The sequence below is a fragment of the Campylobacter sp. DY7 genome (genome assembly GCF_057802535.1).
The window spans coordinates 25,445-47,352 of sequence record NZ_JBYJAU010000005.1 but is presented as its reverse complement, the minus strand read 5'-3'; the positions used below and the strand labels follow the sequence as shown (position 1 = coordinate 47,352).

Here is a 21,908-nt window from a genome sequence, read left to right as displayed (position 1 = left end):
ATTCCTTATTTAGTTTTTAAGTCTTTTATTAAATTATTAATTTTATCTTTCTCTAATGTTTTTTGTAAATCATCAACTTTTACATTGATTAAATCCCCATTAATATTGCTATTAATTTTTAAAGTAGCATCATTAGGAGTTGCTTTTAAAACTATTGAAGTTTTATCTGCATCTTGACTAGCGATATTTACTTTATACTCGCTATCTTCAACCTTTAAATGTGGAGTAACATTAGGATTAATCTTAATTATATTATTGTTTTTATTATAAATTCCTAACAAGTTATTCTTATCTAATTCAAACAATATACTTCTTACATTATCTAATTTATTATAAGACGCAAAATAAGAATCACTAGGCTTTAATTTTACATAATTTTCATCTTTTGCATAATAAAATTCTTTTGTAGGATTTACATAGAATTTTTCAAAAAACATATTTCTATCATTTTCCCAGCTTGATAATTTTGCATTAAAATCATTTATGTTTGAAACATTTAAGCTATCTTGAATATCAGAAATACTCATAATTAAATTATTTCTATCTGCTGAATAACTTATGTGTTCTTTGTTAATAATCGCATCTAATTTATATGTATCTTTAGAATCTTGAATATATGCAGGTCCTACATATAACATTTTAAATGATTCGTATTCTAAATCTTTTGCATCAAATTCTTTTCTTTGTAAAAAATCTTTATGAATAACAACTTGCTTTAAGCCATATTCATCTCTTCCATCTTTTAAATTACTTTTCTTTGAATAATAGGTTAAAGTATTATTTTTAAAATCTAACTTAGCTAAAGAATTATTTCCTACATAATAATTTGAATAATCTTGATTATTTTGATTCACGCTATCTTTAAAGCTATTCCAATCATCTCTTAAAGTTCTAAAATGTTCTAAATCTGATTTTGCTAAATCATAATTTAATCCTAATAATTGTGCCTTTAATTCGTTTTTATTTGCTTCAAAACTAGCATAATTAGAATTATAAGCTAGATTATTTTTACCTTCTGGATTAGTTATTGATGAATTACTTAAATTATGAGTTTCTTCATCAATACTTGCAGGTTTAATGTTATTGTTATTATATCTTTGAGCATTTATTGTATTAGCCGTTCCGTCTAAATAATAAGCATCAAATGCTTTAACTGATTTATCAGCATTTAATTCTCTATTATAAAGACTTAGGCTTACATTGTTTAAATTAAGTTCTGCCGATGTTTTTGTATCAGCTTGATTATTACCATAATAATAAGTGCCTTTATCGCTATTATCAAAATACTTGCTAACTGCTGGTTTTAATTCTGTCCATGGAACTTCATTTTTATTAGTAGGATTTGCCGGAGTTAATTCTACCCAAGGAATTTCATCTTTTTTGATAGGTTCTTCTGGTTTAGCTTCTGGCTCGGTTGGTTTAATAGGATTTGCCGGAGTTAGCTCTATCCATGGCTTACTATTTTGTTGAACTATTAAGTCTTTTACTTCTTGATTAACTTCATTTGCGATATTTATTTGCTCTTCTGTTTTTAAAGTGTTTTTAGAATTTGAATTCGGATTTTGAGCTTTAATGTCTGAACTAAGAGTAATGCTACTTACTTTATTTTGATTTTGTTTTTCTTCTTTTTTCTCTTGAATTATTTCTTGTTTTTCTTGAATGAAATTAGCTTTTGTTAAAGAAAAATCATTTGCTTTTAAATTTTCTATTTTAATTACTTTTGTATCTTTAAAGCTTATTTGTTTTCCTGAATTAATTAGTGAAGTTTTGTTTCCTAATTTAACATCAATTGCTCCTTGTAAGCAAGCTAATTTATTTACATTAAATCCAACTTCTCCAACAAATACTGTTCCTCTAATACCAATAGTTGCTGTTTGTGCTTTTAAAGAGAAATTTTTTCTTGCAAGTTTTGAGATTTCTCCTGTAATTACTTTAAAGCTTCCTTCATCAACTACTAAATTAACTTTAGAATTTTTTCCATCTAATAAATACTGCTTTATTTCTAAGCTTGTATTTTTTCCTAAAGTTGTTACTGTATTATCATTGAATATTATTTGTAATCTTGCGTTATTACCTGTTTTTATAATATCGCTTTCTTCTAATTCTTGATTTAATACAGCTTGTATTTCAGAACCATTTGAAATAACTACTGCATCTCCTCTAATTGCTGAGATTTTACCTATACTTGCATAGCTTAGTGTTATTACACTTAATAACAAAATGAGTTTTTTCATAAACATTCCTTTCAAAAAATATTAACAAATTATAACATAGTTTTGAAAGGAATAAGCTTAAAATTTATATTTATACATTAAATTAAGAAAATAATTATCGTAAGAATTGTATTCAAGTGTAGATTTTACTCTATCATATCCTAAATCTGCTGAAAAAATATTGTGATGATCCATATTGTATTCAGCACCAAAATTAACTCTTATAGATTTATCATTTCTTTGATTAGTAAAAATTGTTTCTTTATATTTACTAGAAGAATAACCTAAACTTGCTTTTAACATAACTTGTTTATTTAGCATATAAATAATACCTGAAGTAATAGAATATTCTTTATAATTATTTGTACTTTCTTTTACTCTACTAGTTTGCTCAATATCATAGGCCATTTTTAAATAAACCATACTTCTTTGAGATATTAATCTACTCATAGCATAAATACTATGATGGTTAGAATCGTTTTCTTTATGTTCTTCATTTAAATAATTATTATGATTAATAGTATAGCCAAGCCCTAAAGATATTCCATTTTCCATATAATAATCGCCAGAAACATCGGCTGTAAAAGTATTTAAATATCTTTTATGTTTTAAAACTATGTAATCATAAGATAATAAAATATTTAGCTTGAATTGTCTTGAAATGTCAAAGCCATTATTAATAGATGCAGTAAATACGCTTAAATTTTGAAAATCTTCTTCAATAGGTTTTATATAATATTTATTATAAAAATTAGCATTTATATCATAATCATAAACATCATTTACTTGCTTTTTATAACCTGCATTTAGATTAGCTAATACACTGCTAGCAGGTTCATGCTTTGCACCACTTATAGGAAATTTAATCCCTAGTTGTGGTATAGGCAAATAGCTATCTTTTAGATTTTGTTTTTTTGGATTACTATCATATCCATATCCTACGCTTACACTTGCGTATGGTGTGTTTATTTGAGCTTTTGATTTTTCTTGTTTTTTAATACCTTTTAGCATATTAGAAACAAGAATTTTTTCTTCTTTTCTTAATCTTTCATCATCTTTTAAGCTCTCAAGCTCAAGTTTTAATAATTCATAATTTCCACTTTTTTGATAAATAATTGCACTTTGTAATCTTGCATCAACATTGTTTTCATCAAGAACTAATACCCTATCAAAAGCAGCAAGTGCTTCATCATACATACCTAATTTAAAAGCGCTTTTACCCATGATTAAATTAAGGTCTATATCAGCACAAGAGTTTTTACAAATATCTGATGAAATTTCATAAGCTCTTTTAAAATTATTATTTTGATAGTTGCTTTGCAAGTCTGTGTAAGCATTATTAGCAAATAGACTAAGCGGTAATAAAATTGCCAATTTTTTCATAAATATTATGCCTTTTTTAAAAAACAAGTTTTTAAAACTATAACCCCATGTTTATCTACTTTAGCTTCTATTTCGTCATCATTTGAAGTAAGTTTAATATTTTTAACACTAGTTCCTCTTTTGATTGTTAAAGAACTACCTTTTACTTTCAAATCCTTTATAACGCTAACATTATCTCCTGCTTGTAATTCGTTTCCGTTTGCGTCTTTTGGCATATTGTTTCCTTTATATTATAGTGGTGCCCAAGGTCGGACTCGAACCGACACAGGATTGCTCCTACTAGATTTTGAGTCTAGCGCGTCTACCAGTTTCACCACTTGGGCTAAAAATGAGTATCATAATAAAATATACTTATATTAAAATAAAATTACCATTATTTTAATACTTTTATATAAAAATCTTATAGAATTTGAATTAGGATTTTAAGTCTAGCAAAAAGCTAGACTTAATTATTATTTCTTTAAAAATTCGCCTAATAAATGTCTAAAAATCATAAATAAATCAAGGCTTGATTTTTCAGCATTTTTATAAAGCTCAATGATTTCTTTACTATTGCTTGCAAGTTGTCCATGAGAAATTTGCTCAAGTGCTTGATTAATACTTTCATGAACTTCTTTATGTGGTGTTTCAATCTTAGAATATAAAGGCATATGTCCGAACATTTCTTTACCTTCATTTTGATACCATTTACCTAGACGGCAACTGAAGTGATCACTTAACTTAGCAGGATTATCACCTAGTGCATTTGCATATCCGTTTGCTTTAAATAAGATATGATCAAGTTTTACTAATGATGTAAATACTTCATATTTAATTGCACTACCATTAAATTTAATATCTTGTGAAATATGAACTAATTTATCAAATTGCTCTGAAAATGTTCCTATATGTGCATTAGAATCTTGCGAGATTTGTTCTACTTGTTCGCTCTGAGTAAACATTTCATTAGCATTTTGCTTTAATAAGTTAATATTCATTTCAACTTCTGCAGTTGCTTTTTGTGTTTTTTCAGCTAATTTTCTAACTTCATCAGCAACCACAGCAAATCCTCTACCATGCTCACCCGCACGAGCTGCTTCGATAGCTGCATTTAAAGCTAATAAATTTGTTTGGTCTGATACATCTTTAATCAAATTAATAACATTTGTTATTTCATCAACACTTCTATGAAGGTTTTGCGCTGTATCACGAGATTTGCTTGAAGATTCCGTAATTTGCTCAAGGGAAGTAATGATATTTTCTGAAACTTTTTTAAGATTTAATATCATATCAACACAATCTGTTGAAAGGGTTTCAATTTCTTTAGTTCTTGATAAATCACCTTCAATATCTTTTTGAACGAAAGATACACTTTCTTTCATACCTTTTACCATTATATCAAATAAAGAAAACTTAACTTTTTCTTGTTCTTCATTAGTTTGTTTTGCAGTAATTTCAGCTTTTAAACTTGCAATTTCTGCTTCTAGCTTTTCCCTTTCTGCAAGAGCTTTTTTAAGCTTATCTTGCAGTTCTAATTCGTGGGAATTATCTTTGTTAAAAAACATTAATACCCCTTTCTAAATTATGCTTTATTTTTGATTGAATTTAAGTAATTATTTAAATCATCTTTTAGTTTTAATTTTTCCTTTTTCATTTTAGCAACTTCTAAATCATCTAAATGAACTCTGCCTTCTTCTGCATCTTTGATTTTGTGGTCTAAATCATTATGTGCTTCAAATAATCTATCAAAATATGCATCTTTACCTTTTAAAGATGTCATTAATTCTCTGTGTTCATGTAACATGATTGCTCCTTAGTGATAATTTTCACATAATTTTAACTAAAATAAATTACAAGTTGATAACACTTATAGTTTATTTTAAATTATCTGGACTTTGCTTATTTTTAATGATTTTTTTTACTTCTTTTATGCTTTCAGGTGTTCCTATTAGTAATAGTTTTGTTCCTGTTCCTATCATTGCATCACCCTTTGGCATAGGCAAAAAATTATTATTAGCATCTTTAATACCTATTACGCTAACATTTGCAAGCTGTCTAAATGCAACATCCTTTAGTCTTCTAAATCTTACCCAGCTTTCATCAGGAACTTTTACTTCTTCAATATCAATACTTTGATCTCTTGTATATAAATATTGCTCTAATAAATTTTCCATCTCAGGCCTTACACTTACTACACTAAGTCTTTGTGCTGCTAATTTTGTAGCTAAAACAACGGTGTTTGCGCCTAATTTTTTAAGTCTTGCAGCATCGTGCTCAGAATTTGAAATCGTAATTATAGAATAAGGACTAATTCTTTTTATATCTTTTTCATACAATCTTGCACTTGCAATTATAGCTATATTATCAGCTGAATTTGGGCTAAGCGATATAATTCCTTTTGCACTTGAAAGATGAGTTTTTAAAAATGCTAAATCACTATGTGGAGGACATTTTACATAAAATGGATACTTATTATCTTCTGCAATTTTTTCAAAATCAGGTATATCATCAACTACTACAAAAGGTATGTAAGTTTGTTTAAATTGTTTTGCTAATTCTTGAGTGAATTCATTGTGATAACATATAACATAATGATTTTTAAGCCTTGCGATTTTATAAAGCATTCTTTTTTCCTTAATTAATCTTGTTAATTCGCCCTTTTTTAAAACTTCAATCACTATACCGATTGAAAAGGTAAAAGTAACAAAACCGAGTAATACATAACAAATTGTAAAAAATCTTCCTGCCGGAGTTATTTCAGCTACTTCAGTATAACCTAGAGTTGTAAAAGTCATTCCCGCTTGATAAATACCATCAAGCAAAGAAAAATTGCTAGTAATCATATACCCAATCGCCCCTAATAGCATCATAACAACAACAGCTATTAAAGGAAGGCGAAAAGGTTTTAATTGTTCGTAAAGTTCAGTATTTACATCTACTTCGGGCTTTCCACTTTCAGCCCAACCAAGTAATTTACTTAGCTTTTTAAAAAAGCTCATAAAATTTCTTTAAAATTAGTTAGCTCTTCTTTTTTTAAGTGTGCGTAATGTAGAAGCTGCAACTCTAATTTTTTTAGTTGTGCCATCACCTAAATCTATACGAATTGTGCGTAAGTTAGGTAAAAATCTTCTTTTTGTCTTGTTGTTAGCGTGGCTAACATTATTTCCTACCATAGGACCTTTACCTGTTAATTGACAAAATTTTGACATTGTAAATCCTTTTTTTGTATTCTTGTAAAAATTAAAAGCATTAATGATAGCATCTTAAGCTTAATTTTTTTTTTAAGTTTTAATGATATTCTATAAAAAATATTTTTCAAGGAATAAAAATGTATGTAGCTCCTAGTTTGTTGTCTGCTGATTTTTTGAATTTAGCTGAAGATATAAGAAAAGTTGAAGATGCAGGTGCTGACTTATTACATGTTGATGTAATGGACGGACATTATGTGCCAAATCTAAGCATAGGAACTTGCACGGCAAAAGCCGTAGCTAAAGTTGCTAGAGTGCCTTTAGATATTCATTTAATGGTAAGAGAAGTTGATAAATTTGTTGATTTATTTTTAGAATTTAAACCTAAATTTTTAAGCTTTCATATTGATGCAAGTACTCATCCGCTAAGACTTATTGAATACATAAGAAAACAAGGCGTAAATCCTGCAATCGTATTAAATCCACATCAAAATCTTCATGAAATTGAATATATTTTAAGCGAAGTTTCTATGGTTCTTTTAATGAGTGTAAATCCTGGCTTTGGCGGACAAAGTTTTATTCCTAGTGTTCTTAAAAAAATAAAAGATTTAAGAGAAATGATAGATAGAAATAATTATAAGTGCTTTATAGAAGTTGATGGCGGAGTAAATGGGCTAAATATTGCAGATATTGAAGGAGCTGGAGCTGATATTGTTGTGGCTGGTAATTATATTTTTAGCTCAAATGATTATAGAACCGCTATTAATTCTTTAAAAATGGAATTTTGATGGATTATAACGAACTTTATAAAAAGCAAATAATTAATTGCGATAAGATTTTAGAACGATTAATGACAAATAGTTTAAATTATAAAGATTTAAAAAATCAATATGAAAATGCTCTAGGTTTAGAGCTAGACTACGATACGCTTTTAATGCTAGGTCTTGATATCACATTAAAACAAAATCAAGAAGTGTTTTTAAACTCAAGAAATAAATCAATTCAAGATGAAACCTTTTGCGTTGTTGATATTGAAAGCACAGGTTCTATTAGTAACGGACAGATCATAGAAATAGGTGCTGTAAAGGTTAAAAATGGCAAAATATTAGATGAATTTGAAAGCTTTATTTACGCAAGTGAAGTTCCTGAAAATATCACAGAACTTACCGGAATTAATGCTTTGATGCTAAAAGACGCTCCAAAAAGTGCAAAAGTTTTAGCTGATTTTAGATTGTTTTTAGGCAATGCGATTTTTGTAGCTCATAATGTTTCTTTTGATTATGGTTTTATCGCTAAAGAAAGTTTAGAGCATTTAAATGCACCATTAATCAATAGAAAGCTTTGCACAATAATGCTAGCACGTCGCTGTATTGAATGCGATAAATATGGGCTTGATAGTTTAAAAAATGAATTAGGAATTACTAGCGTTCATCATAGGGCTTTAAGCGATGCAAAAGCTTGTGCTCTTATTTTAAATCATTGTATAAATACTTTAAAAGGAAGTTTGATTAAAACAAGTAATGACTTGATTTTATATTCTCGTTCTAAAATGAAAAAATAATCTAATTCCTATTTCAAATTCTTTGCAAAATCTTTGGAATTTGAAATAGGAATTTAATAAGTTATGCTTTTTAAATAAAGCCCATTAGGTTTAGCTAGTGTGCGTGAGTGAATAATCTCGCAATTTATTTGCTCTTTTAAATTATTTAAGCTTAATTTTCCTTCATTAATTTTAAGCAAAAAATCAACCATAAGCCTAATTTGCCCCCTTAAAAACCCATTAGCAAAAAAGTTTAAAACAACAAAATCTTTATACTCATAAACTCTAGTTTTATAAATCGTTCTTATGCTGTTTTTATCATCATCAAGACTTAGGCAAAATAAAGCAAAATCATGCTCGCCTTCATATAATTTTATCGCTTGTTTTAGCAAATTAATATCTAAATCTTTTTCATAAACACTAAAATAAGCCTTAGAAAAAGCATTGTGGTTTTTAGCGAAAATATATCTATAGCTTCTAATCTTTGCATCAAATCTAGGCTCAAAATCACAAAGGCTTAAATTCCTAATATAAATTCCATCTAAAATCCTATTAAGCTTTTTTATTACAAAGCTTTCATTTAGCTTATAAGGCGATGAAATCCTTGCTACATTGCACTTTGCATGAACACCTTTATCCGTTCTACTTGCAAAAATACTTGGCTTAAATACCCCAACCGAATGCAAGGCATTATCAAGTGTATTTTGCACGCATTTTAAATCAGGCTGTTTTGCAGAGCCAAAAAACCTTGAACCATCGTAGCTTAAAATCATTTTGTAAGTAAATTCAGTGAGATTTTTATCCAAATTTTAACCTTTTTTGTAATTTTTCTCATTTTTTTATACAAATTTTTAAAAATTATTATAGAATGAAAGTTTTAACCTTAAAAACCAAAAAGAAGGGCTTATTTTGAATAATACATTTTCTAAAATTGGATTTATTTTAGCCGTTGCTGGTTCTGCTGTTGGGCTTGGGAATGCTTGGAAATTTCCTACTATGGTTGGAACTAATGGTGGTTCGGCATTTGTTATGCTTTTTATCATTCTTACTTTAGGTGTTGGATTTGTTATATTTTTGTGTGAATTATATATAGGTAAAGCTTCTAGGCTTGATCCTGCAAGTGCTTATTATAACTTAGCACCAAAACATAAAAAAGCTTGGTCTTTAGTAGGTTTTACAATGATTGGGGCTTTACTAATAGTTAGTTTTTATAGTGTGATAATCGGTTGGATAATTTATTATATTTATTATGCTTTTACTACGATTTTAAATATTAATTCTTTAAGCACTGAAATTGCCATTAATCAAGAGCTTTTTGTTAGTTTAGTAGAAACTAATTTAAGTGCTTTAGTAGTATGTTTTAGCATTGTGTTTTTTATAGCTTTTTACACCGTTGCAAAAGGTGTAAAAGATGGCATTGAAAAGCTAAATGTATTTATGATGCCAACTTTATTTATAATGCTACTTTTAATGCTTTGTTATAGTGCTACTCAAAATGGCTTTAAAGATGCTTTTAACTTTTTATTCATGCCTGATTTTAGCAAGATTAATCACGATTCTTTTTTATCTGCTTTAGGACTTGCTTGTTTTTCTTTAAGTATTGGAGCTGGTAGTATTATTACATATTCAGCTAGTTTGCCTGAAAAAACTAATTTTGTAAGCTCAACTTTATATATAATTTTCATAAATCTTTTAATAGGTCTTATGATGGGGCTTATTGTTTTTAGCTTTATTTTTGAATTTAACGCTGATCCTAGTGCGCAAGGTCCTGGACTTATTTTTATAAGTCTTATTTCTTTGTTTGCTAAATTAGGATTTTTAGGAAAAATTTTAGCATTTACTTTCTTTATTGCTTTATTCTTTGCAGGGATTACTAGCGCTGTTTCTATGATTGAGCCTTTTGTGTTTTATCTAATTAATAAATTTAATTTTTCAAGGATTAAAGCCATAGTTTTAATAGGGATTGTAGTTTATATTTTAGGGCTTTTATGTATTTTTTCAAGCCTTAACGACTATAAAGCTAATTTAACATTTTTTGGAATGAATTTCTTTGATATATTAGACAATCTTAGCTCAAATATCATTATGCCATTTGGTTCTTTTATGGCTGCTATATTTGTTGGATTTTTTATAAGCAAACAAGATTTAAAAGAAACTTTTGTTCCTTATATGGGCGAACTTGGTTTTAAAATATGGATATTTTTTGCAAGATTTGTTGCACCTATTGCAGTGCTTGTTATTGTGTATTTCAAATTTAAAGGATAAAAATGAGAGAGCAGTTTTCTAAAATTGGCTTTGTTTTAGCGATGGCAGGCTCTGCCGTTGGGCTTGGAAATGCTTGGAAATTTCCTACTATGGTTGGAACTAATGGTGGTTCTGTATTTATTTTACTTTATCTTATCCTTACATTTTTAATTGCTTTTATGGTGTTTTTAGGAGAGCTTAGCGTTGGTAAAATAACTCAAAAAGATGCTGTAAATGCTTTTAGCGATTTAGCAAAATCTAACAAAAAAGCTTGGGGATTTGCAGGATTTTTTATGATAGGCGCAATTTTAATCGTATGTTTTTATAGTGTAGTAATTGGTTGGATTTTAAAATACATATATTTAAGCTTTTTTAGCTTACCAAAGAATACTCAAGAAGCAGCAACTTTATTTGGCAATCTAATTTCAAGTGATTTAATATCTCAAATCATTTGCTTTAGTATAGTTTTTATAATGGTATTTTGGGTTGTTAGCAAAGGAATTAAAAGCGGAATAGAAAAAATGAATGTATGGATGATGCCAGCACTTTTTATCTTGCTAATTTTAATGCTTTTATATAGCTTTACATTTGATGGATTTTCTAAGGCTTTTGAGTTTTTATTTAGACCTGATTTTAGCGTTTTAATTACTGAGAGTAAATTAAATATCTCATTAATTTTAGATGCTTTAGGGCTTAGTTTTTTTAGTTTATCTATGGGTGTTTGTGTTGTTTTAACTTATGCTGCAAGTTTGCCTGAGAATACTAATGTTATTAGATCAACTTTATCAATTATCTTTATAAATATTTTAGTTGGAATTATGATGGGTCTTATTGTATTTACTTTCGTATTTGAATACGGAGCAAATGCAAGCGAGCAAGGTCCTGGCTTAATTTTTGTTAGCCTTATGAGTTTGTTTTCAAATCTTGGCATTGTAGGAAATATCTTAGCGGTTGCGTTTTTTATAGCATTACTTTTTGCAGGGCTTACAAGTGCTGTTTCTATGATAGAACCATTTGCGTTTTATCTAATAAATAAATTTGGCATATCAAGGAAACTTGCACTAGTTTATATAGGTATTTTTGTTTATATTATGGGGGTTTTTTGTATTTTAGGATTTAATAAAGATTATTCATCTTATTTTACATTCTTTAACAAAAACTTATTTGATATATTAGATTATCTAACTTCAAATATTTTAATGCCACTTTCTGCAATTGTTACTTGCATATTTGTAGGATTTTTTGTGGATATTAATAAATTAAAAAATCTTTTTGTGCCTTACATGAGTGAAGTTGGTTTTAATATCTGGCTTGTATTTATTAGATTTATTTGTCCTATCGTAATCGCTATAATTATGATAAATTCTTTATAAAATTTAAATTCCTAATTCAAATTCTTGTTGGAATTTGAATTAGGAAATATTTTTCTTAATCTTTTCTTAATTTAAGTATTATTTAAGTTTAAAAACATATAATCACCTTTTTAAAAAATTTTGGCAAAGGTAAAATCATGACAAAAATAACAAAGCCAAACGAAGTTAAAAGAGATTGGATAATCGTAGACGCTGAAGGTAAGCGTTTCGGTCGTCTTTTAACAGAAGTTGCGACAATTTTAAAAGGCAAGCATAAGCCTTGCTATACACCAAATGTTGATTGCGGAGATTATGTAGTAATTATCAATGCATCTAAAGCAGAATTTACTGGAACAAACAAAGCTGATGATAAATTATATCACAGACATTCAGGCTATTTTGGAAGCACAAAGAGTGAGAAATTCGGTGATTTATTAGCAAATAATCCAGCAAAATTATATAAATTAGCAGTTCGTGGTATGCTTCCTAAGACTACTTTAGGTCGTGCTATGCTTAAAAAATTAAAAGTTTATGCAGGTAGTGAACACCCACATACAGCTCAGGTAAAAGGAAAGTAAAATGGCAAAAGTTTATGCAACAGGTAAAAGAAAAACTGCAATAGCTAAAGTTTGGGCTAAGGCTGGAAGTGGTAAAATTATAGTTAACGGTGTTGATTTAAATACTTGGTTAGGCGGACACGAAGCTATTAAATTAAAAGTAGTTCAACCATTATTAGTTACTAAGCAAGAAGGTCTTATGGATATTACTGCTAGCACTTTAGGTGGTGGCTATAACGCTCAAGCAGAAGCTTTAAGACACGGAATTTCTAGAGCTTTAGCAGCTATGAGTGCTGATTTTAGAGCTTTACTTAAGCCACAAGGTTTATTAACCCGTGATAGTCGTGTGGTTGAGCGTAAAAAATACGGACGCAGAAAAGCAAGAAGAAAACCACAATTTAGCAAACGTTAATTTTCATTTTAAATTAGGAGTATTTATGAAAAAGATGAGTTTAGTTTTAAGTGCAGCTGCAGTATTAGCAGTAAGCGCAAATGCAAGTAGTATTAATTTTGAAGGCTTAGAAATAAGCCCTATCGCTACATACAATGTACCAGAAGGAAATCTTGACCTTATGAATAAATTTGGTTATGGATTAAGAATTGGTTATATGTATGGTTCAGTAGGAACTGAAATTGGTTACGAGCACCAAAAAGGTGAATACAAAAGTATCAATAATTCAGGCCACAAACCAGTAGGTATTGATAGAGGATACTTAAACTTAATATTACCAGTTAAAGTTGGTGATACTAACTTTGATTTCTATGGTTTATTAGGTGTTGGTTATGAGAACTTTAGCGAAAATCTATATGACAATAAAAACGGAATGTTTGGTCATTATGGTGTTGGTTTAAAATACAAAATTTATAAGAGCTTTGGTTTAAGAGCAGAAGTTCGTGACCAAATCAAATTCCGCCACGCAGATCACCACTTAATTAGCACATTAGGTGTAATCTTCAATTTTGATGGTAAAAAAGAAGAAGTAGTTCCAACTCCAGCTCCAGTAGTTGAAGTTAAACCTGAGCCAGTAGTTGAAGTTAAACCTGAGCCAAAACCACAACCAAAACCAAAAGCTTGCTATGACCTTGAAATGGTAAAAGTTAATTTTGGTTTTGATAAGAGCAATGTAACTGCTAATTACATTCCAGAAATTAATCGCTTAGCGAAATTAATTAAAGAAGAGCCTGCATATTTTGCAAACATTACAGGATATACAGATTCAATCGGTGCAACAGCTTATAACAAAAAATTATCAGAAAAAAGAGCAAGAGCTGTTAAAGCTGAATTAGTTAAAGCTGGTGTTAGCGAAGATAGAATCAACCCAACATGGGCTGGTGAGCAAAACGCAATCGGCGATAATAAAACTAAAGAAGGCCGTGCAGCAAACCGCAGAGTTGAATTAAAAATCATCTGCCAATAATTTATTTGGGTTTCACTTTTTAGTGAAACCTATTTTACTACTTCTTTGAAACTCAAAACTTTTTCAAATTCCTAATTCAAATTCTCAATTTTTTATAAGAATTTAAACTAGGAATTTAAAAGATAACCCATAAAACCAACTCTTTTAATATTATTAAAAAATCCATATTTTATTAAATTTTAAAATATTTATAATTTTGTTTATCTTATTAAGATTTAGTAGTATTATTCGCTCATTTTATTAAGCGAGTAAGAAATGAAACTAAGCATTAAAGACATTGTTTTTATGAATCTAATCGGGATTTTTTCTTTAAGACAAATCCCTTACGTTGCTCAATACGGAGCTAGTTCAATTATTTTATGGTTATTTGTAGCTTTTGGATTTTTTGTGCCACTTGCATTAATTTGCGGAGAACTTGGCTCAAAATTTCAAAAAAGTGGTGGAATATTTCTATGGATTAATAAAGCTTTTGGTGTAAGGATTGCTTATTTTTGTCTTATATGCTACTTATTATCTTGCTTAACTTTTTTTCCTATGATGCTTTATTTTGCAGCAAATTCATTAGCTTTTATTTTTGATATTAAAGCAAAATCGTATTTCATAGCAGCTTTTTCAATATTTAGCTTTTTAGCTTTAACTTATATTAATTACAAAGGTCTTGAATACACTAAGTTTATAAATAAAATCTTTGTTTATTTAGGAATATTACTACCTACTTTACTATTAATTTTAGTAAGTTTAATATTTTATTTTAATGTTGGCAAAATCCAAACCCCTTATAATTCAGGATATTTAATAGAATTTGATTTAAATACTTTGGTTTTTGCAAGCACAATGATGTTTGCCTTTGCTGGGCTTGAACTTAGCACCATGATAGGAGCTAAGGTTGATAATGCTAGAAAAAATTATCCTAAAGCAATTTTTCTTAGTGCCTTGCTAATAGTTGGCATTTATATTTTAGGAACATTTTGCCTAAATGTAATATATCCTGCAAAAGATACTGATATTTTAGACGGAATTATGCAAGCGATTTCGTATTCTGAAAAACTATTAGGCATAAATCATCTTACTCAAATTATGTCTTTTTGTCTTTTTATAGGAACTTTAGGTCAAATTAATTCATGGCTAATTGCTCCAATTTATATGCTAGCTAGCGCATCAAAAGAAGGTATTATTAAATTTTACGAAGCAAAACCACATCCAAAATACAATACACCTTATAGAGCATTATTTTTTCAAGCTTTTTTGGTTAGTATAATCTGCTTATTTTGTGCGTTTTTTACTAATTCTCAAGACATTTACTGGACACTTAGCTCGCTTACTACTGTTTCGTATTTTTTACCTTATATCGCAATGTTTTTTGCATATTTTAAATTAAAAAATTATGCGAACGAAGGCGAAGATTTTGATATTAAAAACAAGGCTCTTAGTTATTTTTTAGCGATTTTAGGTCTTTTTAGCGTATTATTTGCTTTGGTTTTAAGTTTTGTAAATCCTGATGAAAATACTAATAAATTTTATTTTTTAGAAATATTATTAGCTCCTATTGTTGCATTTATCATTGTGCTAATAAGTTTTAACAAGACTTGCAATAAAAACTAATTCCTATTTCAAATTCCAAGAATTTTTAAAGAATTATGAAATAGGAATTAAATAATTTTAATAAATGCCGATATTAATAATTAAAAGGGGTGGTTATGAAAATATCGGCGAATTCTTATTCAACATATCAAACAAAGCAAATTTATAAAAAAGAAACTAATAACGAGATTAAAAAAGTAGATAATAAAGCAGATGATAAAAAGGTAGGAGTTGTATTAGGATACGGAATTGATAAAGATGGCTTTTTTACAAGTGATTTCAACAAAGCCGCAGGAATTCCAGATAATTATAAAATCCACAGCGATACTTTAAAAAATCTAGTAGATAGAAATAACAATTCTTTAAGAGCATATAGAAAGTATTACGAGATTGATATTGCAAAAACTGTTAATAACGCTTATACACTTTTTAGCCAAGTTGTAAGCGAAGATTTTTTAAACTCAAAAGAATTTTTTGATACTGAAGATATAAAGCAATTTCCACAAGGTTATGTTATCAAAAAAGGAACTTTTGAAGTAACAAAAATATTGCAAAGCCCATATGAGTTTTCAAATGCTAATTTTGATAAAAGAACCGAAGATGTTGGTGGTATGTTCTTTCATTATAGAAATGAGGATAGAACCAAGCCAAATACCGTTGTTTTTCGTAGTAAGGAAATATTAGAAGAAGATAAATTATATATAAGCAATTTTGACCCCGCAGAAGATAGATATAAAAATGAAAAAGGAGAATTTACAAAAGGTGGGCTTCTTATGGGATTTTTATCAAGTGATATAAGAGCAGTTATAGAAGCAGAGACTACTTATGATGGTAAATTTAGCGGTTATGATAGAAATATTAGTAGGCAAGATTTTCATGCATTTGATATGGCACTTGGAGCACAGCTTATTAGTAGGGGTGAAAATGGCTTTACAAGTGCTGAGGTTGAGCGTATGCCAAGATGGCTAAAAGATTATGTAAAATTTAATAGATTTGATAAGAGCTTAAAGGAAAGAAGCGCTTTTTCTTCTTACGATACATATTCAAAACTAATGTTTAGCCCTATAAAAGATGGTGATTTTGAAGGAAAAAATATTATAAGTGCCTTAGCTGGAAATAATAATCTTGTATTAACTCCAGAGCAAATCAAAGCAGAAAGAGAAGCTTTAGAAAAATTTATGAAAAAGATAAGAGAATTAATGGGTATAGAAAATAATAGTAAAAAATCTAATATAATGAGTTTTGAAGATTTATTAAAACTAGCTTTTAGTTTTAGTCAAAAAAATATAAGTTTATTTGATATGAAAGTTTAAATTCCTATTTCAAATTCTTATAAAATTAGCTTTTAGCTTTAGCGAGAATAAAGCGTAAATCCTATTTCGCAATTCTTTTTTAAGAATTTGAAATAGGAATTTGCTTATATTATTAGAATATAAATCCACCGCCATTTACAGGGATTACATCTTTTACATCTTTTCCGTTAGCATCATTTGTGGTATTGCTTTGTTTAAATCTACAAACCAAACCCTTTTCTATATTGCCATCTAGTATTTTTGCATAACTTGTTTTGCTATTTGCATTTACAACTTCTACTAAAGACATATATTCTTCTTCATATCCATTTAGCTCTTTTGTATAGCTATCATAGATTTTCTCTCCTCTTTTGTAGCATTCTAGCTTTGTATTTAAAGGCAATTTTTGAGTAAATACTGCTAAATTATCTTTAGTAACTTTTTCTATCTTTGGTGGATAAATAGCTGCTTGAGTATTTAACACAATAGAATTAGCAATATTATTTAAAATTTCATTGTAATCATTCGTAGCAAACTCAAAATCAACACTATCAGAAAACTTAATCTCTCTAGTAGCAAATACAATTACTTGATAATTTACATAGATTTTTACTTTTGATTTTGTTTTAGAGCCTGTGATTGCTATTTCTTTGCCTTTGCTAGTTTGTGCATCACTTATGCTATAAAGTAAAATATAATCAGTTCCTAAATTTTTGCCTAATTTTAGCGCTTCATCTAAAGCCCCATCTTGCTCTATAATCTCTCTTTCGGTAGCCAAAGCTTCTCCTGCTTGTCTATCTAGTAGATTAAATTTGCGAGTTTTAGTAATATTGCTTTCTATTCTAAATCTTAAATCCCTTAAAACTTGCTCGCTATCTCTTCCCATTAAAGAATAATTATTTGGATCAAGTGCAGGTGCTACGATGATTTTATTACGATTTGTCTGCATTCCTGGAGCTTTATAGCTTTTAATAGTGCTAGTTTTTTTAATCTCTACAACAACTCTAAAACCATCGCTTGTTTGCTCTTTGCTAAGCACTTCAAAAGCACTAAAACGACCATTTGTAGCTTTGCTGATTTGCTGATTAAATCTTTTATATAGCTCATTTTCATTATTTATAGAGCTTAAATCAGAACTTACATTTGTGCTTGTTTGAATCTTTGCTCCGTTTAGTTTAAGAACTGCTTCAGCTAGTGCATTATCAACTGCTATTTCATAAGTTTTACCATAGCCTTCGCCTATTGCTTTACTAGTGTAGCTTTTAGTAACTACACTAGCATTTGCAAAAATACATAATAAAAATACAATTAAAAATCTCATTTTTTAACCTTAAAAATCATCAACTTCTATATTTTTAGAACGAATGATATTAGCATTTGCAGGCTTTGCACCTTTAGTTTTTGCTTCTTGTTTGCTCTTATTATCTAAATTACCTTTTATTTCTAATCTTTCTTGTTTTGCACCTGCAACACTTGAAGGAGAATAATATAAAATCACACCAGCAACACCAAAATCATCAAATTGTTTAGTCCATTTATTAGCTACTTCAACGCCTACTAAACTCATTTGAGCATTTGAGCTAAAAAATTCTTCTAAGTGAGAATAGCTATTAGCTGTGGTTTGCTTGCCACCAGTCGCTCTTTTGCCGCTATTATCTTCTACTATTTCTTTATAAGCTGTTTGGATATTTTCTGTTACTTTTTCTGCATTTGTATATGTGTAAATTGATGAGCTTACAAAATTAGCTAAAGCTTTTTCTGCAAGTGCTTGAGCCATTGAATAGCTTGAGTTTTTGTATTCATTAGTCATTCCTTCTTCTACCTTATAAGAATCCATTCCATAAGCTAAAAGTGATGGTTGGCACTCTTCGTTATAAAAGAAAGTTAAGCCTAATTTGTTTATTTTCTCATCGCTTCCACCGATTTTTGAAACTACTTCATCAGCACTTTTACAAGCGTTTTCATTTTTTGCTGCTTTTGCTTTATAGCCACTTGCTAAAGCTCTTGCTAATTCTCTTGATTTTGCTGATGTGTATGCAACTATTCCTATTTCAGTTTCACCATTATCATTTACTACTATGAAGTTTTCATAAGGAATTAAACCTGCAATTTCTTCTCTTGCTACTTTATTCATCTTTTCTTTAAAACTATTGCTATATAGAGTTTGTTTTGCTTGGATTTTTAACTCTTTTTCTTGCTCTGGTTTTAATTGATAAGCTGGTGCTTCTTCGCTATCGCTAAAGATTTTGCCCATTAATTTATCAAAAAATCCATTTTCAATTTTATTTTCACTTATTCTTTTTTGGCGTTCTATTTCTTTATTTAAAAACTCTTCAACTAATTCTGGTGGCATTTTGCTTTTATCATCTTTACTAGCTATTTCGCTTGTTATTAGCTCTCCTGCTACTTTTAAAGCTAATTGAGCTTTAATTTTTAAAAACGCTTCATTATATTTAGCAAATAAAAAATCATAATACTGAGGGTCTTGCTGATTTTTCGGAACTGAAATTGTCTGCAAATATACTTTTGCATTTGGATTTTTTAATAATAATTCACTTTTTGCACAACTTAATAAATCTTCTATATTATTATTTGGCGCATCACAATTAACAGCTAATAATGAACTTGCTGCAACTATACTTAATAAGGCTTTTTTTACCATGCTACACTCCTATTTGAACCTAATTTATTTATTTTGATTTCATCTTCCCAAATAGCTAAGCCATTGTCAAGATTTGTTACGGTTAATTGAAAATAATAATCAACCCTTTGAGAATCACTAAAAGTTCCTTTTATTCTTGTATTTCTTTGAATAATTTTTCCACTTAAAGAACGATTAGCACTAATTAAAGTCCCTTTTTTAGCTATTGTTTTTTGATTAAATTCATCATCATCTCTTAAACTTCTAATATCTTTACTCATTTTATCTTCTGCACCATTTGCCCCAATAGCCGTTGTTACATAAACTTTTCCTGAATTTAACAATGCAATTCTTATTTTTTTGATTAATATATCAGTATCAAAATGCTGCATAGTATCATTGATAATTCTACTAATTACTAGAACATGTCTTTCGTTTGGATTACTAGTCGCAAAAACAGGACTTGCTAACATAGAATTAATCATATCTCTTGCTGCATTTTGTAAATCTATATCATCAATACCTAATGAAACAGGTTGATTTTTGCCATTTTTTGTTTCATCAACTACATAACTAGGCGCACTAGCACATGCGCTTAATAATAGTGCTAATGAAAACATAAGCGTTTTTTTCATATTTTCTCCTTATTTTGGTTTTATTATTTCAATTTTGTAAAAATTTGTATTATTTGGTGCTCCAAATCTTAAAAACCCACTTTCATGTGCTTTTAAATTAAGCTTTTGATTTATCATTTTAAGATTTGCAATATGCATTCCATTTGAATCAAAAAAGCTTTGTTTTGCTTCTAAATTAATTTCTTTTTTACTAGAATTTAAAAGCTGAATTTCAATTACTAAATTATTTGGATTTTTATTAGTTAGCTCTTTACAAACTAAGTTTTTTTGTAAAGTCTCATCAGTAAAAATCACATTAGGGCAATTATTATTTGCCACTACTTGTTTGCTAACACATGCACTAAAAAGCATTGCCACACCTAAAAATATTGCTCTTTTCATTTATCTTCCTTTTAAAATATGAGTATAAAAAATCCCATAATTTGGACTTTTTACTAAAATTACATAGTGTTTATTTGTATCTAGTTCTGTATTTAAAATCTCTACACCTTCAGGGCTTTTGACTACTAATTTGCCGTTATTTGCAATTCTTGCTACTTGATAGTTTTTTGGCAAACCTACAAAATGTCTTGTATCAGAATGATTTAAAAGATTATTTGCTAAATCAACACCCACACCAGCTAATAAATTTTTCTTATTTGCCTTTACACTAGCTAAGGTTTTACCAACTGTGCTTAAGAAAGATTTAGCTATTTCTCTTGGTAAAGCTGCTTGATATTCTGCTGTTACGATATTATCCATATTGCTTATTTGTGAAGTTTTTTTGTTATTTGCATATAAAAACATATAAGAATCGCTACTATATTTTAAAATAGGTATAGAAAAAACTACTGAAGTTATTACTAGATGATTATTATCTGAAGTAGGTTTTAAATATAAAGCATATTCAACATTTTCTGCATCTTTTTGGTAAAAAATTATTGGAATACTTAAATTCATCTCACCAAAAGCTCTTGTTTTGCCATTCTCATAAATTAGCCAAATGTATTTATCGTTTTTTGATTTTTCTATATTTTTGCGAATTTTATTAGGTATTTTTTTATAATTAAAATTATTTACTACTAAAGCATGGTCTTGAAAAACTGAAATATTTTTCTCTTGAGTATAAACTTCTTGTAATAAATTAATCGCAAGTGAAGGCCTATCATCAAGAATATAAAACAAACTTGCAAAATAACTAACAAAAGGATTTGAATAATCTTTGTAAGCTTCATAATAAGGTATTTTCACAGAACTTGCTATTTGCATAACCTCATCTTTTTCTTTAGGACTAAAACTACTTGAATTAAGCAAAGAATTAATCTTGCCTTCATAATATTCTTTATTTCTTTTTTGTCTATCTAAAGCACGATTAATTTCAACTCCAGCACTATCAAAATCACCTAAAGCTAAATAATCCATTGCTTTATAAGTATTTACAAGCATTTTTTCATAATTTTTGCCTGTATAATCTAAGATATTATCATTTAATAGCATTTTTAATAATTCTTTGCCAACTTGCAATGCTATATTTGTTTCATCGTTGTTTTTATGAGCGTTTTCTACTAAATCAAAAGCTTTTATGCTGTTTTTATAGTTTTTACATAAAAACATTTGATAACCATAAAAAGTCCCGTTATAAAGTTCATCTTTTACGCTTTTAAGCCCTTCTTCATCAAATTCAAGACTATTTATATTTGTAAAATCGCAATTATTAGTAGAAATTCTAGAAAGCTTTTCATTATTTGCGCTTTCATATCCTAAGAATTGTTGCACTGAACAAGCACTAAGAAAAAAAACCGAAATAAGTGTAAAAGATATTTTTTTTAACATTTTTCCCTTTCAAAAATGTTAGCTTATTTAAATAAAATTAATAAAGATTAAACAAAATGCTAATATTTCTATT

The 21,908-nt window shown here is 28.5% G+C and carries 22 protein-coding genes, 1 tRNA gene and 1 pseudogene; 9 read left to right on the top strand and 15 right to left on the bottom strand.

Annotated elements, in window-relative coordinates; translation table 11 throughout:
• Positions 1-5: 5 nt before the first annotated feature.
• The 9 genes and pseudogenes from AC1B00_RS04470 to rpmB all read right to left on the bottom strand — a co-directional run bounded on the left by AC1B00_RS04470 (position 6) and on the right by rpmB (position 6,784).
• The gene (locus AC1B00_RS04470) at positions 6-2,234 is read right to left on the bottom strand and encodes a FecR family protein (protein ID WP_488848321.1); all 2,229 of its coding nucleotides are present in this window, start codon (positions 2,232-2,234) and stop codon (positions 6-8) included.
• A 57-nt stretch (positions 2,235-2,291) separates the two neighbouring features.
• A complete protein-coding gene (locus AC1B00_RS04465; protein ID WP_488848319.1) occupies positions 2,292-3,596 on the bottom strand; it encodes a tetratricopeptide repeat protein in 1,305 nt (434 codons plus the stop codon).
• 5 nt (positions 3,597-3,601) lie between these two features.
• The gene (locus tag AC1B00_RS04460; protein WP_488848316.1) at positions 3,602-3,811 is read right to left on the bottom strand and encodes an alkylphosphonate utilization protein; all 210 of its coding nucleotides are present in this window, start codon (positions 3,809-3,811) and stop codon (positions 3,602-3,604) included.
• 21 nt (positions 3,812-3,832) lie between these two features.
• Positions 3,833-3,919, bottom strand: a tRNA-Leu gene (locus AC1B00_RS04455).
• 129 nt (positions 3,920-4,048) lie between these two features.
• Positions 4,049-4,369, bottom strand: a complete 321-nt coding sequence (locus AC1B00_RS04450) for a CZB domain-containing protein (RefSeq protein WP_488848466.1) — start codon at positions 4,367-4,369, stop codon at positions 4,049-4,051.
• 120 nt (positions 4,370-4,489) lie between these two features.
• Positions 4,490-4,759, bottom strand: a pseudogene (locus AC1B00_RS04445) (methyl-accepting chemotaxis protein); the annotation flags it as partial.
• 398 nt (positions 4,760-5,157) lie between these two features.
• Positions 5,158-5,379, bottom strand: coding sequence for an HP1242/YdcH family protein (locus AC1B00_RS04440; protein WP_488848314.1), 222 nt, complete (start codon positions 5,377-5,379; stop codon positions 5,158-5,160).
• A 70-nt stretch (positions 5,380-5,449) separates the two neighbouring features.
• A complete protein-coding gene (locus tag AC1B00_RS04435; protein ID WP_488848312.1) occupies positions 5,450-6,574 on the bottom strand; it encodes a potassium channel family protein in 1,125 nt (374 codons plus the stop codon).
• Between the two features lie 15 nt (positions 6,575-6,589).
• Entirely contained in the window at positions 6,590-6,784 is a 195-nt protein-coding gene (gene rpmB, locus AC1B00_RS04430) for a 50S ribosomal protein L28 (protein ID WP_214117022.1), read from the bottom strand.
• A 119-nt stretch (positions 6,785-6,903) separates the two neighbouring features.
• Between rpmB and rpe the strand changes: the two genes are divergently transcribed.
• Both rpe and AC1B00_RS04420 read left to right on the top strand, forming a co-directional pair.
• Positions 6,904-7,551 (top strand): ribulose-phosphate 3-epimerase, encoded by a 648-nt coding sequence (rpe, locus tag AC1B00_RS04425; RefSeq protein WP_488848310.1) that lies wholly within the window; start codon positions 6,904-6,906, stop codon positions 7,549-7,551.
• A complete protein-coding gene (locus AC1B00_RS04420; protein ID WP_488848308.1) occupies positions 7,551-8,324 on the top strand; it encodes a 3'-5' exonuclease in 774 nt (257 codons plus the stop codon). The genes rpe and AC1B00_RS04420 overlap by 1 nt, the downstream gene beginning before the upstream one ends.
• Before the next feature lie 53 nt (positions 8,325-8,377).
• Here AC1B00_RS04420 and truA read toward each other — a convergent pair whose 3' ends face one another.
• On the bottom strand, positions 8,378-9,109 hold the full coding sequence (gene truA / locus AC1B00_RS04415) for a tRNA pseudouridine(38-40) synthase TruA (protein ID WP_488848306.1): 732 nt from the start codon (positions 9,107-9,109) through the stop codon (positions 8,378-8,380).
• Between the two features lie 103 nt (positions 9,110-9,212).
• Between truA and AC1B00_RS04410 the strand changes: the two genes are divergently transcribed.
• The 7 genes from AC1B00_RS04410 to AC1B00_RS04380 all read left to right on the top strand — a co-directional run bounded on the left by AC1B00_RS04410 (position 9,213) and on the right by AC1B00_RS04380 (position 16,768).
• Entirely contained in the window at positions 9,213-10,568 is a 1,356-nt protein-coding gene (locus AC1B00_RS04410; RefSeq protein WP_488848304.1) for a sodium-dependent transporter, read from the top strand.
• 2 nt (positions 10,569-10,570) lie between these two features.
• A complete protein-coding gene (locus tag AC1B00_RS04405) occupies positions 10,571-11,920 on the top strand; it encodes a sodium-dependent transporter (protein WP_488848303.1) in 1,350 nt (449 codons plus the stop codon).
• Between the two features lie 137 nt (positions 11,921-12,057).
• On the top strand, positions 12,058-12,477 hold the full coding sequence (rplM, locus tag AC1B00_RS04400; protein WP_214117630.1) for a 50S ribosomal protein L13: 420 nt from the start codon (positions 12,058-12,060) through the stop codon (positions 12,475-12,477).
• Between the two features lies 1 nt (position 12,478).
• Positions 12,479-12,868 (top strand): 30S ribosomal protein S9, encoded by a 390-nt coding sequence (gene rpsI, locus AC1B00_RS04395; RefSeq protein ID WP_214117629.1) that lies wholly within the window; start codon positions 12,479-12,481, stop codon positions 12,866-12,868.
• Positions 12,869-12,893: 25 nt separating this feature from the next.
• Complete coding sequence (locus tag AC1B00_RS04390; RefSeq protein WP_488848300.1) at positions 12,894-13,874, top strand: OmpA family protein; 981 nt, start codon at positions 12,894-12,896, stop codon at positions 13,872-13,874.
• Between the two features lie 255 nt (positions 13,875-14,129).
• Entirely contained in the window at positions 14,130-15,476 is a 1,347-nt protein-coding gene (locus AC1B00_RS04385; protein ID WP_239817437.1) for an APC family permease, read from the top strand.
• A gap of 95 nt (positions 15,477-15,571) precedes the next feature.
• Positions 15,572-16,768, top strand: a complete 1,197-nt coding sequence (locus tag AC1B00_RS04380) for a Cj0814 family flagellar-dependent secreted protein (protein WP_488848297.1) — start codon at positions 15,572-15,574, stop codon at positions 16,766-16,768.
• Between the two features lie 112 nt (positions 16,769-16,880).
• Here AC1B00_RS04380 and AC1B00_RS04375 read toward each other — a convergent pair whose 3' ends face one another.
• The 5 genes from AC1B00_RS04375 to AC1B00_RS04355 are packed head-to-tail and all read right to left on the bottom strand — an operon-like array spanning position 16,881 to position 21,835.
• Positions 16,881-18,068: a hypothetical protein gene (locus AC1B00_RS04375; protein ID WP_488848295.1), complete on the bottom strand. Its 1,188-nt coding sequence runs from the start codon at positions 18,066-18,068 to the stop codon at positions 16,881-16,883.
• Between the two features lie 9 nt (positions 18,069-18,077).
• Positions 18,078-19,409 (bottom strand): DUF6844 domain-containing protein, encoded by a 1,332-nt coding sequence (locus AC1B00_RS04370; RefSeq protein ID WP_488848293.1) that lies wholly within the window; start codon positions 19,407-19,409, stop codon positions 18,078-18,080.
• Positions 19,403-20,023: a penicillin-binding protein activator LpoB gene (gene lpoB, locus AC1B00_RS04365; protein WP_239817441.1), complete on the bottom strand. Its 621-nt coding sequence runs from the start codon at positions 20,021-20,023 to the stop codon at positions 19,403-19,405. The genes AC1B00_RS04370 and lpoB overlap by 7 nt, the downstream gene beginning before the upstream one ends.
• A 9-nt stretch (positions 20,024-20,032) precedes the next feature.
• Positions 20,033-20,404: a putative periplasmic lipoprotein gene (locus AC1B00_RS04360; RefSeq protein WP_239817442.1), complete on the bottom strand. Its 372-nt coding sequence runs from the start codon at positions 20,402-20,404 to the stop codon at positions 20,033-20,035.
• Positions 20,405-21,835, bottom strand: a complete 1,431-nt coding sequence (locus AC1B00_RS04355; RefSeq protein ID WP_488848291.1) for a COG3014 family protein — start codon at positions 21,833-21,835, stop codon at positions 20,405-20,407.
• Positions 21,836-21,908: the final 73 nt, after the last annotated feature.

Excerpts from the sequence above, each read along its gene's own strand:
- AC1B00_RS04370 (WP_488848293.1), bottom strand. The coding sequence starts at position 19,409 with ATGGTAAAAAAAGCCTTATTAAGTATAGTTGCAGCAAGTTCATTATTA.
- rpsI (WP_214117629.1), top strand. The coding sequence starts at position 12,479 with ATGGCAAAAGTTTATGCAACAGGTAAAAGAAAAACTGCAATAGCTAAA.
- AC1B00_RS04405 (WP_488848303.1), top strand. The coding sequence starts at position 10,571 with ATGAGAGAGCAGTTTTCTAAAATTGGCTTTGTTTTAGCGATGGCAGGC.
- AC1B00_RS04435 (WP_488848312.1), bottom strand. The coding sequence starts at position 6,574 with ATGAGCTTTTTTAAAAAGCTAAGTAAATTACTTGGTTGGGCTGAAAGT.
- AC1B00_RS04380 (WP_488848297.1), top strand. The coding sequence starts at position 15,572 with ATGAAAATATCGGCGAATTCTTATTCAACATATCAAACAAAGCAAATT.
- lpoB (WP_239817441.1), bottom strand. The coding sequence starts at position 20,023 with ATGAAAAAAACGCTTATGTTTTCATTAGCACTATTATTAAGCGCATGT.
- AC1B00_RS04460 (WP_488848316.1), bottom strand. The coding sequence starts at position 3,811 with ATGCCAAAAGACGCAAACGGAAACGAATTACAAGCAGGAGATAATGTT.
- rpmB (WP_214117022.1), bottom strand. The coding sequence starts at position 6,784 with ATGTCAAAATTTTGTCAATTAACAGGTAAAGGTCCTATGGTAGGAAAT.
- AC1B00_RS04420 (WP_488848308.1), top strand. The coding sequence starts at position 7,551 with ATGGATTATAACGAACTTTATAAAAAGCAAATAATTAATTGCGATAAG.
- AC1B00_RS04360 (WP_239817442.1), bottom strand. The coding sequence starts at position 20,404 with ATGAAAAGAGCAATATTTTTAGGTGTGGCAATGCTTTTTAGTGCATGT.
- AC1B00_RS04375 (WP_488848295.1), bottom strand. The coding sequence starts at position 18,068 with ATGAGATTTTTAATTGTATTTTTATTATGTATTTTTGCAAATGCTAGT.
- AC1B00_RS04385 (WP_239817437.1), top strand. The coding sequence starts at position 14,130 with ATGAAACTAAGCATTAAAGACATTGTTTTTATGAATCTAATCGGGATT.
- rpe (WP_488848310.1), top strand. The coding sequence starts at position 6,904 with ATGTATGTAGCTCCTAGTTTGTTGTCTGCTGATTTTTTGAATTTAGCT.
- AC1B00_RS04440 (WP_488848314.1), bottom strand. The coding sequence starts at position 5,379 with ATGTTACATGAACACAGAGAATTAATGACATCTTTAAAAGGTAAAGAT.
- AC1B00_RS04470 (WP_488848321.1), bottom strand. The coding sequence starts at position 2,234 with ATGAAAAAACTCATTTTGTTATTAAGTGTAATAACACTAAGCTATGCA.
- AC1B00_RS04465 (WP_488848319.1), bottom strand. The coding sequence starts at position 3,596 with ATGAAAAAATTGGCAATTTTATTACCGCTTAGTCTATTTGCTAATAAT.
- rplM (WP_214117630.1), top strand. The coding sequence starts at position 12,058 with ATGACAAAAATAACAAAGCCAAACGAAGTTAAAAGAGATTGGATAATC.
- AC1B00_RS04390 (WP_488848300.1), top strand. The coding sequence starts at position 12,894 with ATGAAAAAGATGAGTTTAGTTTTAAGTGCAGCTGCAGTATTAGCAGTA.
- AC1B00_RS04355 (WP_488848291.1), bottom strand. The coding sequence starts at position 21,835 with ATGTTAAAAAAAATATCTTTTACACTTATTTCGGTTTTTTTTCTTAGT.